The 15,020-nt window shown below is 57.4% G+C and carries 12 protein-coding genes; 5 read left to right on the top strand and 7 right to left on the bottom strand.

Features of this window, described 5'->3' with window-relative positions; genetic code table 11:
• The first annotated feature begins 301 nt into the window (after nt 1–301).
• Nucleotides 302–1,759, top strand: a complete 1,458-nt coding sequence (locus B0H98_RS14980; protein ID WP_106375872.1) for a carbohydrate porin — start codon at nt 302–304, stop codon at nt 1,757–1,759.
• Between the two features lie 195 nt (nt 1,760–1,954).
• On the top strand, nt 1,955–2,992 hold the full coding sequence (locus B0H98_RS14975; protein ID WP_106375871.1) for a LacI family DNA-binding transcriptional regulator: 1,038 nt from the start codon (nt 1,955–1,957) through the stop codon (nt 2,990–2,992).
• Between the two features lie 32 nt (nt 2,993–3,024).
• Here the strand turns inward: B0H98_RS14975 and B0H98_RS14970 are convergent, their stop codons facing one another.
• The 7 genes from B0H98_RS14970 to araD all read right to left on the bottom strand — a co-directional run bounded on the left by B0H98_RS14970 (nt 3,025) and on the right by araD (nt 11,636).
• Nucleotides 3,025–3,780: a sulfite exporter TauE/SafE family protein gene (locus tag B0H98_RS14970; RefSeq protein WP_106375870.1), complete on the bottom strand. Its 756-nt coding sequence runs from the start codon at nt 3,778–3,780 to the stop codon at nt 3,025–3,027.
• Nucleotides 3,780–5,816 (bottom strand): alpha-glucosidase, encoded by a 2,037-nt coding sequence (locus B0H98_RS14965; protein WP_106375869.1) that lies wholly within the window; start codon nt 5,814–5,816, stop codon nt 3,780–3,782. Before B0H98_RS14965 ends, B0H98_RS14970 begins: the two co-directional genes overlap by 1 nt.
• 58 nt (nt 5,817–5,874) lie before the next feature.
• Entirely contained in the window at nt 5,875–6,642 is a 768-nt protein-coding gene (locus tag B0H98_RS14960) for an SDR family NAD(P)-dependent oxidoreductase (protein WP_106375868.1), read from the bottom strand.
• Nucleotides 6,643–6,649: 7 nt separating this feature from the next.
• Complete coding sequence (locus B0H98_RS14955; protein ID WP_106375867.1) at nt 6,650–8,098, bottom strand: NAD-dependent succinate-semialdehyde dehydrogenase; 1,449 nt, start codon at nt 8,096–8,098, stop codon at nt 6,650–6,652.
• A 44-nt stretch (nt 8,099–8,142) separates the two neighbouring features.
• Nucleotides 8,143–9,024 carry an SMP-30/gluconolactonase/LRE family protein gene (locus B0H98_RS14950; protein ID WP_106375866.1) on the bottom strand — a complete coding sequence of 294 codons (882 nt, stop codon included), beginning with the start codon at nt 9,022–9,024 and terminating at the stop codon, nt 8,143–8,145.
• A 63-nt stretch (nt 9,025–9,087) separates the two neighbouring features.
• A complete protein-coding gene (locus tag B0H98_RS14945; RefSeq protein WP_106375865.1) occupies nt 9,088–9,891 on the bottom strand; it encodes an HpcH/HpaI aldolase family protein in 804 nt (267 codons plus the stop codon).
• A gap of 11 nt (nt 9,892–9,902) precedes the next feature.
• Nucleotides 9,903–11,636: an L-arabinonate dehydratase gene (araD, locus tag B0H98_RS14940; protein ID WP_106375864.1), complete on the bottom strand. Its 1,734-nt coding sequence runs from the start codon at nt 11,634–11,636 to the stop codon at nt 9,903–9,905.
• Between the two features lie 378 nt (nt 11,637–12,014).
• Here araD and B0H98_RS14935 point away from each other — a divergent pair, with 378 nt between their 5' ends.
• The 3 genes from B0H98_RS14935 to B0H98_RS14925 are packed head-to-tail and all read left to right on the top strand — an operon-like array spanning nt 12,015 to nt 14,952.
• Nucleotides 12,015–12,563: a TRAP transporter small permease gene (locus B0H98_RS14935; RefSeq protein WP_106375863.1), complete on the top strand. Its 549-nt coding sequence runs from the start codon at nt 12,015–12,017 to the stop codon at nt 12,561–12,563.
• A gap of 2 nt (nt 12,564–12,565) precedes the next feature.
• Nucleotides 12,566–13,855, top strand: coding sequence for a TRAP transporter large permease (locus tag B0H98_RS14930; RefSeq protein ID WP_106375862.1), 1,290 nt, complete (start codon nt 12,566–12,568; stop codon nt 13,853–13,855).
• Between the two features lie 32 nt (nt 13,856–13,887).
• The gene (locus B0H98_RS14925) at nt 13,888–14,952 is read left to right on the top strand and encodes a TRAP transporter substrate-binding protein (RefSeq protein WP_106375861.1); all 1,065 of its coding nucleotides are present in this window, start codon (nt 13,888–13,890) and stop codon (nt 14,950–14,952) included.
• The last annotated feature ends 68 nt before the right edge of the window (nt 14,953–15,020 follow it).

The following is a 15,020-nucleotide window of genomic DNA, read 5'->3' as shown; positions in this document are numbered from 1 at the left end:
AGGTTAGGCACACAAGACGGCGGGCGCAATGCGCGATCGTCAGGATACGATCTCTACTTTCTAAAGTGCCGTAAAATCATGATTCGCTCCGTCAAAAGCGTTCCAGGCAAGTGTGAATTCCTCGTTTTTGTTTAATAAATGGCATTAAACAGACTCGCTACTATCGTCTAGTACAAAATTAATTTCGTAGCGCTACGATTACGTACCACGTTATAGCGCTATTTTTTTAACTATTAAATCTTAGCGCTACGAAATAATGACAGACAACAACAATAGCTTGCTAAGCAAAGGATAAAATTCAATGAAGCCTGTTGCACTATTCCCTCTAGCGGCTGCGGTAGCGCTGGCCAACATCAGCACATTTGCCCATGCAGACAATAGTGACCTTGAAGCACGTATTGCGGATCTGGAGGCACGTTTAGCGGCCGCAGAGATGCGTGACAGCCAGCCCGTGGAGCCCAACACCACAACGGTAAACGAGCGTCTCGACACCCTGGAAAGAAAGGCGTCCAGCGGTGAAGGATTATCGCTCAATGGTTACGCCCGCTCGGGCCTTTTGATCGGCGAAGACGCTAAAAGTATTTCAGGCGGGCCTTATGTAACCCCCGCAGGCCCGTTGGGTGGTGCGGTTGGCCGTTTGGGCAACGAGCCCGATACCTATGTCAATCTGATGTTCAATTTACGCAAGCAGCTGGATAGCGGTGCCCGGTCCCTGTTTCGTGTCGCCATCGCGGATTCCGTCACCACAAGCAATGACTGGACAGCCAACGAGTCAGAACTGAACGTGCGCCAGGTATATGTGGAGCTTGACCAACTCCCAAGCTTCACCGGCGCTTTTGCAGATGCCGCCATCTGGGCGGGTAAACGTATCGATCGCGAGACGTTCGATATTCACTGGCTGGACAGCGATGTTGTTTTCCTGGCCGGTACCGGTGCCGGTATCTACGACGTAAAGCCTACGGCTAACTGGCGCACCAACTTCTCGGTCTATGGCCGAAGCTTCAGCGACTTTCCGGTAGGCGACCCGCGCAATCCGGGCAGCGGTGATACGGACAGTCTCATCGCGACCAGCAACAACTACGTCGGCAATTGGCAATTCATGGTCAACGCCATTTCCGCGGCGGATAATGACGAGCGCTTGACGCAAAGTAGCGATACCGCCGCGGATAACGGGGCCCATGGCATGGTTGCTTACCATGGCGACTCCTTCTTTGGCTTGGCAGACGGCAATTTCAAGGCGGCACTGCTTTACGGCCAGGGCCTGGGTGCCGAGGTCAAACGCCTGGGTTCCAACGGGGACTTACTGGACGATGCACAAACAGCGCGCCTGGCAGTCTACGGCACCACCTACCTATCCCCCACCTGGCGTATTGCCCCCGCCTTGCTTGCCGAAACGAGCGAAGATCGTTTTTCCCAAGGAGACAGCTACCGCTGGATTACCGCAAATGCGCGTATTGCCAACGAACTCACTCGTAATTTCGAGATGCAGTACGAGCTGAGCTATCAATACATGGATCTCGACCCTGAAGGCTATCAAAACCGTAATGCGGTAAGCGGGGAGTTTGCCAAATTCACGATTGCGCCGACGTTCAAACTGGATGTGGGCGGCTTCTGGAAGCGCCCAGAAGTGCGTGCGTTCGCCTCATACACAGACTGGAGCCGTGAACTGAACGGCTATGATACGCAAGACGCCTTTGGTAACGATAACTTTACCGGCGGTCAGTGGAGCTTTGGCGTACAGGCAGAAACCTTCTTTTAATACCTCCCTTAACTACGCTATCGCTATTGGCGGTGTTTAATGTTCGCATTCCCCATGAAGCTTCTTCATGGGGAATTTTTATAGCCAAAGAGCATGTCGCAGCGCTACGAAAAATCCGCTTATGCTATAGTGCGATCAACTTTCAAGATCAGAGGGATATGCCCTCGATAATGCGTTTGCCAAAGAGTTTCTGTCATGAACAATAAATCTCGCCAACGCCGTTCCACCCAGCGCGTTACCATGAACGATGTGGCCAAGCTTGCTGATGTGTCTGCGAGCACAGTCTCTCTTTATTTGCGTAAACCCGATGAAGTCTCCAAAGCGCTTGGCCAGCGCATACAAGGTGCGATCAATACGCTGGGTTATGTACCCAATTTGATGGCAGGTGCATTAGCTGCGGCAAGAACACGCGTTATCGGTGTCGTCGTACCCTCCATGGTAAACGCCATTTTTGCGTCGACGGTCAATACGATGCAAAAAGCGTTAGGGGCGCAAGGGTACCAGCTGCTGCTGGGCCATAGCGACTACGCGGAAGCGGAAGAAGAGGCCGTGGTCAGAACGTTTCTATCCTGGTCGCCGAGCGCCATGGTGCTGACAGGTTTAAGCCACAGCCGGGAGACCCGGCGCATGCTGAGCAACTCCGACGTCCCCGTTATCGAGATGTGGGAGCTGGGCTCCAACCCGCTGGATACGCTGGTGGGGTTTTCCCACCGCGATGTAGGACGCGCCCAGGCACGTCACCTGGTTGAGGCCGGCTGTCGCAAGGTGGCGTTTATCGGTACGCGCCTGAGCGTGGACGAACGTGCCAAGCAGCGTTGCGCCGGTAGCGAGGCGGCCTTGATGGACCTGCTGGGCAGCCGGCATACGCGGGTGATTGATTGTGGCCCGGGCCGCATGGCGGAAGCTGCCAACCAGGCCTTTGCCGATCTGCTCCATAGTCATCCGGATACCGATGGCATCATTTTCGGCAACGATATGCTCGCTCTAGGCGCGCTAGGCGAAGCGCAACGACGTGGAATCCGCATTCCCGATGACATTGCGATGATCGGCTTCGGCGATATGGATTTCAGCAACTGCACGCTGCCGCCTTTATCCACCATTCGTCCTCCCCGCGAAGAGATCGGCAACGTGGTGGCAGAGTGTGTTCTTCAAAGAGTTCAGGGCCGCCCCCAGGAAGCCTGCCTGGATCTGGGTTTTGAACTGCTGGCAAGGGCGAGCACACTGCGCCGCTAGCCCAGTAATTTCAAATCGTTAACCGCCAAGCTTCAAGCGTTGAGAAGAGCGGAAACACACAGGCTCAACCCCGAGGCAAAGAGCAGCAAGAAGGCAATGCGGCGCAGGTTGCGCTCGGAAAGCGGCGGCGGGTAGCGTCGGCCCAGCCAGGTAAACAGCATTACCACCGGGATGGCCGTGGCCGCCAAGCTCAGAATGTTCAGGTCAAGCTGGCCTTTTACCCCCACGATGATCAAGCGTTGCAGGGAGTTGATCGCGAAGATTAGCAGCAGGCAGTCGCGGATGACGGCCAGAGTAAGCGGCTGGCGGTAGAAGTGGAACACCAGCGGGGGGCCTGAGGTGGAAAACATCCCGCCCATAAAACCGGATAGCCCGCCAAAGAACAGAAATGACAGGCGCCCGGAACGCACCCTGGTCGGTACCGGATGAACAATCAGCATCAAACTACTCAGGATGATCGCCAGTCCCAGAATCAACTGCAGCCAGTGCACATGACTGCCGCTTAAAAGCTCCAGCGTCCAGACACCAAAGATGAGCGTGGCGAAACCGCTGAGCGAGCAGAAAACAATAATTTCCCAATCCAGGTTGCCCAGGTTTCGGTAGAGCGCCAGCGAGCAGTTGAACAGGCTCAGAATGCTGATCAGGATGGCCACCAGCGATACCGGCGCCAATCCGGAAAGCACCACGCCTGCCATCAAGATGAGCCCAAAGGCAAAACCCGTCACCGTTTGGGCATAGGTAGCCAAGGCTACCCAGCCCAACAGCAATAAGATTGCGGATACTTCCATTAATCCTGGTCCGCTACTTCGATAAATAGCGGCTCCCAGGTACTCTCGGCGCGATAGAACACCGGCGGTTCGCCATAGGGCGCAGCCACCGTCACACGCTGCCCGCCTGGGTAGCGCTCACCGCTCCACAGGTGCACCCATTCAACGCCTTCCGGCAGATAGGCCGACCAGTCGCTTCTACCGGCCTCATGAACCGGCGCTACCAGCAGGTCAGGCCCATACAGGTATTGATCCTGAATGGCGTAGCACGCCGCATCATCTTCAAAATGCAGAAACAGCGGGCGCTGTACCGGCAGGCTCCTTTCGCTACCCTCGGCTACCAGAGACTTGAGATAGGGCGCCAGGCGCACGTAAACCCGGCTCATGCGCGCCAGGTGTGCGGCGACCTCGGCATCATCGAACCACTGCACGTTCTCGGTGGGGCGGTTGGATTCGTGGGTACGCATGACTGGCGTGAAGGCGGCCATGTCGGTCCAGCGCATGAACAGCTCAGCATCCCGCGTGTTGCCGAAGATGCTGGTATAGCCACCGATGTCGCTATGATGGAAAGCGTTACCCATCAGGCCCGAGGAAAGTGCCGCACAGATAACGGTCGCCAGACCATCATGACGGGTGAAATCGACCGATTGATCGCCCGCCCAGAGCAGCGGGCAATGTGCCTGAACGCCGCTGTAGCCTGCCCGCATGAAGAAGGTGGCTTTATCTGTCAGCCCAGCCTCGGCAATGGCTTCCGCATTCACCTGCGCCCAGCGTACCGGCCAGCGGTTATGCTCCTGTTTGGCACAGACGCCGTTGCTCAAGGTGACATCAATGGGCAGGTACTCACCAAAGTCCGCCATCCAGCCGCTCAAGCCCAGATCCAGCATCTGGCGCTTGATGATGACGTCTTTGAACCATGTGCACGCCGCCGGGTTGGTAAAATCCACGACACCACAATCGAACTCGCCAAAGTCGACTACCGCCGTCTGGCCCTGTCCATCCGTCGCCAGGTAGCCCTGGGCTTGTGCTTCGGGGAAGAAGTGCCCGTCCACGCATAGGTACGGATTCACATAGCCAAGAAACTGTACGCCTTGGTGGCGCAATTCATCGATCATCTTGTCCAGGCTTGGGTAGCGCTCTGCCTGCCAGCGCCAATCCCAGAAAAGGCGTGTGCCGAAACTGGTTTCGCGAACACCGGCCCAGTCCTCGCACCAAAGCGCGGATACCGCCATATTGTTGGCAAGCGCCTCCGCCAGCTTGGCTTCGGCATGCGCCTGGCCCCGCTTGAGCCCCAGAATAACGCCGTTGTATACCCATTCAGGCAGCTTCGGCTGTCGGCCAAAATGGGCGCCAATGTTCTCCACTAGCTGAATAAACGTCGGCGCACTGCGCAGCACAACGGTGGATGGAATGCCCCACACCTGCAGCTCATGAAAGTCCGCGCTTCTGAAATCGAAGTCCGCATAGTGGGTAGTTTCCACATCGCAGAAATAGCGCCGCGAGGAAACGAACGTCGGTTGTGGGTAGTTGGTGTGGTAATAATCACCGCCCGCCCGGTTGACCACATCAGACTGCCACGTCACATAAGTGGACTTGTCGCGCCCTACCCCGGGCTCAGAGGTCCACAGAGGAAAATGGCGCCCGCGCAAATCGAAATAGGACATCTGCTCGCCGCAGCCCCACACCCGCTCTTCGTCCTGAGCCGCCACGCGCAGCCAGAAACGATTGATGCCTTCTGCCGCGCTTAACGACTCCAGGCGAATGCCGTCTTCCAGCTCCACCAGCCGCAACGCTAGCTGAACATCGTCCTCAGCGTAGCGGCGCAATGTCAGCTTAAGCCCGGCGCCGTCTTCAACGACCGTCAAGTGCCGCAGCGCTTCGCGGCTTTCCAGGTAATCTTCAATATCAAAATTACCCCGGTACATCTCCATACGCTCCTGGCCGCGACCAACAAAGAAAGCCGGTGCATCAGGGCGGTGAACAAGCAGCGCATCGCCCCCCAGCATCACGCTCAGCTGATCGTGTTTCGTACTTGTTGACATAGTACTTGATGACATAGTACCTGTTTGCATAGGAGAGAATCTCGTTGAACGGGCGACGCCGGACGCCGCTAAATCAGTTAAGGGTAAGGCCTGCATCGACGATGAAGTTCTGGCCGGTACAGCCGCGGCTCTCTTCAGAGCCTAAAAAGAGCGCCAGGCGGGCAACGTCATCCGCATGCAGACGAAACTTGAGCGCCTGCTGGTCCAGAAAACGCTGGTTGACCTCCGGCGTCAGCCAGAGACGCTCCTGGCGAGGCGTTGAAATAGCGCCCGGCACCAGTGAGTTGACCCGGATACCGTGCTCGCCAAGCTCCTGGGCCAGGGTGCGAGTCAAGCCATTGATCGCGGCTTTGGCCGCGGTATAGCCCACCATGCCGGGGCGCCCGCGCATCCAGGAAATGGACCCCAGATTGATCACCACACCCCCGCCCGCCGCTTTCATGGCGGGCAGCACGGCCTGCGTGGCAAACACATGGTGGCGCAGGTTGATGGCCTGGCAGTTGTCCCAGTACTCGGGGGTGATGTCTTCAATGGCATGCCGGTCATCAAGGCCTGCGTTGTTGATCAGGATATGCGTGGGACCTTGATCGACCTCGATGTCAGTGATCACGGCCTGCAGGCGCGCAATATCTCGAATGTCGCAGGGGTAAAAGCGCACCGGCTCACCCAGCGTTGTCGCCAGTTCCTGCCCAGCGCCTTCGTCGATATCCACAAACGCGACACGGGCGCCTTGCGCTGCAAAGGCCTTGACCAGCTCGGCACCAATGCCCGAGCCTCCACCGGAAATGATCACACGCTTGTTATTGAGTGACCGATAGGTCACGTCACGATAATCGTTCATGAGCGCTTCACTCGATGGCCATGTTGATATATTTGGTTTCAAGGTAATCCTCGATACCGAGGTAAGAGCCTTCGCGCCCGAGCCCTGACTGCTTGATGCCGCCAAAGGGCGCCTCACAGGTAGACACGTGGCCGTTATTGATGCCCACCATGCCGTACTCCAGCGCTTCCGACATGCGCCACGCGCGGCCCAGATCGCGGGTGTAGCAGTACGCCGCCAGCCCATACTCCGTGGCGTTGGCCAGGGCTATCACCTCGCCTTCGCTCTCGAAGCGGAACACGGGGGCCAAAGGCCCGAAAGTCTCTTCACCAAAACACGCCATCTGCGGCGTCGCCCCGGTAATCACCGCAGGCGTCAGGAAGTTGCCATTCTGGCGCTGCCCGCCAAGCAACAGCTTGCCGCCTTTGGCGAGCGCGTCTTCAAGCTGCTCCAGCACCTTGTCGGCGGCCGGGGCGTCGATCATCGGCCCGACGTGAACCCCCTCCTCGTTGCCGGGGCCTACCTTGAGCTTGGCGACCTCTTCGGCAAGGCGCTCGGTAAAGGCATCGTGGATACCCGCTTGAACGAAAATGCGGTTGGCACACACACAGGTTTGCCCCGCGTTGCGAAATTTGGCCTGCATCACGCCTTCAACGGCCTTTTCCAGATCGGCATCATTGAACACGATAAACGGCGCGTTGCCCCCCAGCTCCATCGAGACTTTCTTGACGGTATCAGCGCTCTGCTTGAGCAGCATCTTGCCAATGGCGGTCGAACCCGTGAACGACAGCTTGCGCACCTTGGGGCTTTCGGTCATGGCTTTACCGATGGCGCGCGCCTCACCGGTCACCACGTTGACGACACCGGCAGGGATGCCTGCCCGCATGGCAAGCTCGGCCATCGCCAGAGCAGAATAGGGCGTTTGCCCGGCGGGTTTGATCACGATGGTGCATCCTGCCGCCAGGGCGGGACCGGCCTTGCGGGCGATCATCGCCGCTGGAAAGTTCCACGGCGTAATGGCCGCGCAAACGCCCACGGGCTGCTTGACGACCAGCAGACGGCGGTCGCTTTGCGGGGTAGGAATGACATCGCCGTAGGTACGCCGCCCTTCTTCGGCAAACCATTCGAAGAAACTGGCCGCGAAACCAATTTCGCCACGGGATTCGGCCAATGGCTTGCCCTGCTCGGCGGTCATCAATGCCGCGAGGTCTTCCTGATGTTCGAGGAGTAGATCATGCCAGCGCCGCAGCAGCGCACCGCGCGCCTTGGCGGTCAGCGCCTGCCAGGCAGGCAGCGCCTCTTCAGCAGCGTCGATGGCGCGTAATGTCTCAGCCTCGCCCAGGCGCGGTATGCGTCCGATGACGCTTCCATCGGCCGGGTTGGTGACGTCGTCGAAACCGTTGTCATCAGCACCGACCCACTCGCCGCCTACCAGGCAGGCTTCGCGCTGCAAAGCAGCATCCTTCAGGTTCAACATTACCCGCTCCTCAACGTTACTCTTATTTTCAGGCAAGCGACGTGCTAGCCCATAAACTGGGGTTCTTTCTGGCCCGCCACCTCGACGCGCATGGCAAACAGGTTTCCAGATTCCGGGTAGCGCTCAAGCTCCTCTTCTGGTCGCCCGTGGCGCGCCGAAGTCACGTAAAGTGTTTTCATGTCGGTCCCACCGAAAGCGCACATGGTGGGGCAGCGCGCAGGCACCGGGTATTCGGCCACGATTTCCCCGGCCGGCGACAGGCGAACCACTCGGCCGCCTTCGTAAAGCGCCGACCAGTAGTAGCCCTGCGTATCGACGGCGGCCCCATCTGGGCGCCCATTGCCAAACGGAAACTGATGAAACACCTCTCGCGGTCCGGTTATCTCCCCGGTGTCAGGGTTCAGAGGGTAGCGATAGATCACGTGATTGGGCGTGTCGGAGTGATACGCCCAAGTGCGATCCGGGCTGAAGGCTACCCCGTTGGAAACCTTTACATCTCCGGCTAACCGGCGACATTCGAGGTGGGTGTCCACCTGAAAAAGCGACGCTGCCGGAACATCCCGGGGCTCATGAATGGTGCCTGCCCAAAAACGCCCCCAAGGGTCGACACGCCCATCGTTGAAGCGGCTGATCGACGTATCTTCGACCGGGCGCGCCACGCATTGATCCAGTTGCGCTTCGCTGTCAAGCAACCATATTCCAGAGCGCAGCCCCGCAATGAAACCACCGCCCTGGCGGCGGCCAAAGCAGCCGATATTTTCAGGCATCGGCCACGGCTGGTTTTGCTGACTGGCCGGGTCAAAGCGATTCAGGCTGGGCGCTTCGATATCCACCCAGTAAAGCGCCTGTTCGTCTTCGGCCCACACCGGGCACTCGCCGAGCAGGGCCTGGGCGGGTAGAACCGTCGTAAAGGCAGTATCCGTCATGGTCACTCTCACTTATCCGTTTGCCGATGGCAGCATGGTTGATTCTGGCGCCAGTCTCCGCTGTCAGTAAACGCCGCTGTCCGCCGTCTCCACCGCACTGCCCTTGAGCGCTCCTACATACTCCTTTGCACGCGACATCATCAAGCTCATGTCAGAGCCCACCGCGACAAAGCTGAACCCCATCTCCCGGTACTGACCTACCAATTCAGGCTCGGCCCCTACGATGCCGCAGGGAAGCCCCAGCGCTTGACTCCTGGTCACTGCCTTTTTAATCGCATCCTGCACGTCGGCGTGGCGTATATCGCCAATTCGACCCATCGCTGCCGAGAGATCCCCAGGCCCCACGAAGAACCCGTCGATATCGGGAACCGCGGCGATATCCTCCATGGCTGCCAACGCTTCCGGGGTTTCCAGCTGCAGAATGACCGCGATCTCTTCGCCTGCCTGCTGCAAGTAGTTGGCCACCGTACCGTAGCGGCTGGCCCGATGAACCGCGGCAACGCCGCGGCTGCCCTTGCCGGGATAGCGCGTCGACAGCACCGCCTGAGAAGCTTCTTCGGCGTTTTGAATGTAGGGGAACATCAAGGTCTGGGCGCCGCTGTCGAGCACGCGCTTGACGATGACCGGATCATTCCACGGCAAGCGTACGACCAGCTCTGTCGGCGTACCCGCGACCGCCTGCATGATGGCAATGGCCTCGGGGATACCAATGGGGACGTGTTCCATATCGAGCACTACGTAATCGAAACCGGCCCAGCCAATGGCTTCAGCCACATTGGGGCTGGCCGTCATCAGCCAGGTACCTACGGGTACTTTGCCGGAATCATTCAGCCACTGTTTGAACTTGTTCTTGGGGAGTGTCGTCATCGGATTCGTCCTTAAAAAATTTCCGGCTCTGGCTGGCGTTGGCCGTTTTGTAGAATGTCGAAATCGCAGCCTTGATCGGCCTGGGTTACATGTTCCTGGTAAATGGCGGTATAGCCCCGGTCGATGCGCGGGCTGGGCGCGCGCCACGTCTGGCGGCGCTCCTCAAGCTCTTTGTCACTGATGCACAGTGCCAGGCGCCGCTCGTCCACATCCAGCTCGATCTCGTCACCATCGCGTACCAGCGCCAGCGGCCCGCCGACTGCCGATTCGGGGGCGATATGCAGCACACAGGTGCCGTAGTGGGTGCCGCTCATGCGCGCATCGGAAAGGCGCAGCATGTCACGCACGCCCTGGGCCAGCAGCTTCTTGGGAATAGGCAAGGCGCCCCACTCGGGCATACCCGGCGCCCCCTTGGGTCCGGCGTTACGCAGCACCAGCACGCTGTCCGCGGTGACGTCCAGCGCCGGGTCATCAATTCGCGCCATCAGATCGGCGTGGTTATCAAACACGATGGCCTTGCCGCGATGCTTGATCAAGCGCGCATCGGCAGAGCTGGGTTTGATGACGGCGCCCCTGGGCGCCAGATTGCCGCGCAGTACCGCCAGTGCCGCCCCTTCACATACAGGGTTATCCAGCTGGCGGATCACATCCTCGTTGTAGCATTCGGCCCCGGCCAGATTTTCGCCTAAGGTCCGACCGCTGACGCTGGCCGTATCGAGCTTCAGTTGGCTGCTCAGATGCGATAGCAGCGCGGGTAATCCACCGGCGTAGTAGAAGTCTTCCATCAGGTACTGGCCTGAAGGAAAGATATTGGTCAGTACGGGAATCTGACGAGCAATAACGTCCATATCGTCAAGGGTCAGCTCGACATTGGCGCGCCGCGCCAGGGCAATCAGGTGGATAGCGGCGTTGGTCGAGCCGCCCAGCGCCATATAGCATTTGACGCCGTTGAGAAAGTTGTCGCGGGTAAGAATGTCGGAAGGTTTAAGATCTTCCCAGATCATCTCGACAATTCGGCTGCCGCACTCGGACGCCATACGAATATGGGCGGCGTCCGCTGCTGGAATGCTCGAAGCGCCGGGTAAGGTCAGGCCCATGGCATCGACAATCGAGGTCATGGTGGATGCCGTGCCCATGGTGTTGCACGTGCCGTTGGAGCGCGTCATTCTGGACTCCAGGTCGACCCACTCTTCCTGGGTAATATTGCCGCTACGCAGCTCATCCCAGTACTTGCGCGTATGGGTACCGGCACCTAGCGTCTTGCCCTTCCACTTTCCGTTCAGCATGGGGCCGGCCGGGCAGAATATCGCCGGGATATCCATGCTGATGGCACCCATCAGCAGAGCCGGGGTTGTCTTGTCGCACCCGCCTAGCAGCACGACCCCGTCGATGGGGTGGCAGCGCAGCAATTCTTCGGCTTCCATCGCTAGAAAATTGCGATAGAGCATGGTGGTGGGCTTGACCAGCACCTCACCTAACGACAGCGCAGGAAGCTCTACAGGATAACCTCCGCTTGCCCATACCGCCCGTTTGACGGCTTCAGCACGATCACGCAAATGCGCATGACATGGGCTTAAGTCGCTCCAGGTATTGATGATGCCGATGACCGGCTTGTTCATGAATTCATCACGCCGCAAGCCCATTTGCTGGGTTCGCTGTCGATGCGCAAATCCTCGCATGTCTTGCGAATCGTACCAACGCTGACTCCGCAGCTCTTCGATCTTGCGTCGATGTTTTGTTGTCACGTTGTATGCCTTTAGGTCGTAACGGGCGATTATATGGCGGCGATTTTTATATTCCGCTTGTATTTCGTAGCGCTACGAAAATATAGCCTTTGCGATTTAACGCTGTCAACTTGATGGCTAGCTGAACCATCTTTAAAAGATGCCAAAACTCTGACTAACAATCACTTAAAAGGTTATTTGTTAAGGAAACCTAAAATTTAAGACTTATGTCTAAGCCAATATCAGCAAGAGCAACACCGAGTTACTTGACAGCCTATATAGGTGTCCCTAACATTTTCGCAGCGCTACGACAGACGTTTTATAAGGTTCCAAACCTTCACTAATATAATGACAAAGGCAACCTTCACCGAAAGGTTGAACTGCCTTACGGAGGCGACAATGCCAACGTTCATCGCCCTACTTGATCGTATCAACGGGATGACAACACGCTGGGCAGGTTACGTGGCGACGCTGCTGCTGGCCGCCATGCTTGGCATCATGATCACCCATGTTTTTTTTCGCTATGTGCTCAGCGATAGCTTCGGGTGGACGGAAGAACTGGCCCGTTTCATGATGGTTTGGATGGCTTTTCTGTTCTTTCCCGCCGCCCACCGCCAAGGGTTGAATGCCAGCCTTGAAATCGTGACGGACTGGTTTCGAGACTCCGTGCTATGGCGTCTCTTACAGCTGCTGCTCGAACTATGCATTCTGGCGGTACTGATATGGTGCATCAAACTCGGTTTCGAGCGTATTGAGCGGGGTGCCACGATTGCCAGCCTGTCACTGGGCATCAGCATGGCCACCGTTTACTACGTGCTTCCCTTAAGTTTCTTTCTGACGGCGTTAAGCTCATTCGAACGCGTGCTTCGTTTAGGGTACAGCCTCTTTTTCAATACCACTTTACCCGTCAGGCAAACGCCTGATGCTGATAACAACGTAGAGGTATAACCATGGCTTTCGCTTATTTATGGATATTCCTCTTTCTGTTGGTTGCCGGAATGCCTATCGTCTTTCTAATGCTGTTTGCCCCAGGCGTTAGTTTGTTACTGGAAGGCAAACCGGTATTTCTTAATCTGTTATTTCAACGGCTTTTCGCAGGTATTGATAGTTTTCCACTGATGGCTCTGCCGTTTTTCATTCTGGCCGGTGAGTTGATGACCGCCGGGGGCGTGACAACGCGCATTGTGCGTTTTGCTGAAACGCTGATTGGCCACCGCAAGGCGGGGCTTGGGCAGGTATCGGTTGCTTCTTCTCTCATGCTTGCGGGCGGCTCGGGCTCAGCTGTCGCGGACGCCTCGGCCATGGGGTCGGTGATGATTCCGGCGATGCGCCAATCGGGTTACACCAACCGTTTCTCAGCGGCCGTTACAGCGGCTTCTGCGGTCATTGCCAGCATTATCCCGCCAAGCGGCATCTTCATTCTCTATGCCTTCATCATGAACGTGTCCGTGGCGGGCATGTTCGCCGGCGGTATCGTGCCGGGCATACTGATCGGTATAGGGCTCATGATTACCATTGCCATCATGGCCCGGTTCAAGGAGTTTCCCGAACCGCTGGCCAAGGCGAGCTGGAAAGAGAAGTGGCAAGCCTTCGTTACCGCGTTCATGCCGCTTCTTACACCGGTCATTCTTATTGGCGGCATTGTCGGCGGTATCTTTACACCGACTGAGGGGGCCGCCGTTGCCGCTTTTTACGCGCTGATTCTAGGCCTGTTCGTTACTCGCGAAATCAGCTTAAAAGACCTTCCCCGCCTGTTCGGGAAAGCGGCGCTTAACTCGGCGGTCATTCTTCTTCTGGTCGGTGCCGCTGTCGCCTTTGCCTCTCTTGTCAGCCTCAAGGGTACGCCACAGCTGGTCAGCGCGTTCATTCTTTCCATTACGGATGACCCAAGGATTCTGTTCTTCCTGGTCGTGGCGTTCCTGCTGGCGGTAGGTACGATCATGGATGCCGGTCCTGCCATCCTGATTTTGGGCCCTATCCTGGCGCCGGTAATGGTGGGCGTAGGGGTCGACCCGATTCATTTTGCGGTCGTCATGAGCATTACCCTGATCATGGGACTGATCACGCCGCCTATGGGCCTGGTGCTGTTCGTTGTTAGCAGCATCAGCAAGGAGCGTATCGAGAAAATCGCCTGGGAAATGCTGCCACTCTTCTTTGTCGAGATCGCCATTCTCTTCATGCTGGTTTACATCCCCGATCTGATTTTGGCATTGCCTAGAATGTTTGGCTATGTCGCTTGACCCGTAACGATAATCCAAGGAGAACAATGACAATGTCCATGAAGCACGCCAAGCAAACCCTGGCTTCACTGCTGTTAGGTAGCGCCCTGTGCGCCTCCAGCATGGCGCAGGCGGCTGACCTTAATCTGGTCTTCCTCGCCAACGAAGAAGATCAGGAGTATGACGCCGCACTCGTATTCAAGAACTATGTAGAGAGTCGCACCGGTGGAGACGTCAACGTCAATATCTTTGCCGGCGCGCAGCTCTGCGGTTCTGCCAATGAGTGCTTTGAAGCCATGCAGGCGGGAATCGTCGACCTCTACACCGCCACGGCCGGTGGCGTTGCCTCGATCTATCCACCCATCCAGGGCCTGGATATCCCTTACGCCTTCCCCGATGACCGCGCAGCGATGAACATGCTGACGGATCCGCAATTTACCGGCTTTTTACGGGATGAAATTCTCGATGCTACAAATGGCGGCATCCGCTTGATGTCCATGACGCAAACCGGCGGCTGGCGCAATATTGTCAACGGTGAGCGTGAGATTCGCACGCCCAGCGATGCCGAGGGCCTGCGCTTTCGTACGATCGAGTCAGAAATCCAGCAGCTCATGGTTCGCGAAATGGGCGCCTCCCCAACGCCCCTGCCGTGGCTGGAAGTGTATACCGGCCTGCAGACAGGCGTCGTAGACGGAACGCTCAACTCCATTTCAGACATCACCAACATGAATTTCCAGGAGGTCATTAAGTACATGACGCTGGATAACCATGCGTATATGGCGTCCATGTGGCTGATGGGGAATCAGAAGTTTCAGTCTTTGACGCCAGAGCAGCAGCGTATCGTCGCTGACGGTGCCGCCATGATGTCGACGATTCAATTCGGTATCCAACCGCGCAAGGAGCTGGAAGCTTACCGCAAGTGGGAGGAAGCCGGTGGCGAGATCTATACCCCCACGGAAGAAGAGATGGAAGCGTTCCGCGCCTTGGCCGACCCTATCCGCGAGTGGTATCTGGATAACTATGGTGAAGCAGGCGAAAACTTCCTGGACGCTTTTGAAGGTGCCCGTGAGCGTGCTCAAGAGCGTGCCGATGCAGACCGCGACTCGGTGCTTGGATAGTCAATCAGTAGCCGTCATCCTTCCCTGACCCTGCCCGTCTGTTTAATCAAGCAGGCGGGCACTTCCCC

Origin of the sequence: Vreelandella songnenensis, from assembly GCF_003002925.1 — a bacterium.
In the GTDB taxonomy this organism is placed as follows: Bacteria; Pseudomonadota; Gammaproteobacteria; order Pseudomonadales; family Halomonadaceae; genus Vreelandella; species Vreelandella songnenensis.
This window is presented reverse-complemented; position numbering and strand designations above follow the sequence as displayed.

What these genes read in the sequence shown, in the direction of transcription:
- B0H98_RS14980 (WP_106375872.1), top strand. Translation starts at nt 302, where the DNA reads ATGAAGCCTGTTGCACTATTCCCTCTAGCGGCTGCGGTAGCGCTGGCC.
- B0H98_RS14975 (WP_106375871.1), top strand. Translation starts at nt 1,955, where the DNA reads ATGAACAATAAATCTCGCCAACGCCGTTCCACCCAGCGCGTTACCATG.
- B0H98_RS14970 (WP_106375870.1), bottom strand. Translation starts at nt 3,780, where the DNA reads ATGGAAGTATCCGCAATCTTATTGCTGTTGGGCTGGGTAGCCTTGGCT.
- B0H98_RS14965 (WP_106375869.1), bottom strand. Translation starts at nt 5,816, where the DNA reads ATGTCATCAAGTACTATGTCAACAAGTACGAAACACGATCAGCTGAGC.
- B0H98_RS14960 (WP_106375868.1), bottom strand. Translation starts at nt 6,642, where the DNA reads ATGAACGATTATCGTGACGTGACCTATCGGTCACTCAATAACAAGCGT.
- B0H98_RS14955 (WP_106375867.1), bottom strand. Translation starts at nt 8,098, where the DNA reads ATGTTGAACCTGAAGGATGCTGCTTTGCAGCGCGAAGCCTGCCTGGTA.
- B0H98_RS14950 (WP_106375866.1), bottom strand. Translation starts at nt 9,024, where the DNA reads ATGACGGATACTGCCTTTACGACGGTTCTACCCGCCCAGGCCCTGCTC.
- B0H98_RS14945 (WP_106375865.1), bottom strand. Translation starts at nt 9,891, where the DNA reads ATGACGACACTCCCCAAGAACAAGTTCAAACAGTGGCTGAATGATTCC.
- B0H98_RS14935 (WP_106375863.1), top strand. Translation starts at nt 12,015, where the DNA reads ATGCCAACGTTCATCGCCCTACTTGATCGTATCAACGGGATGACAACA.
- B0H98_RS14930 (WP_106375862.1), top strand. Translation starts at nt 12,566, where the DNA reads ATGGCTTTCGCTTATTTATGGATATTCCTCTTTCTGTTGGTTGCCGGA.
- B0H98_RS14925 (WP_106375861.1), top strand. Translation starts at nt 13,888, where the DNA reads ATGTCCATGAAGCACGCCAAGCAAACCCTGGCTTCACTGCTGTTAGGT.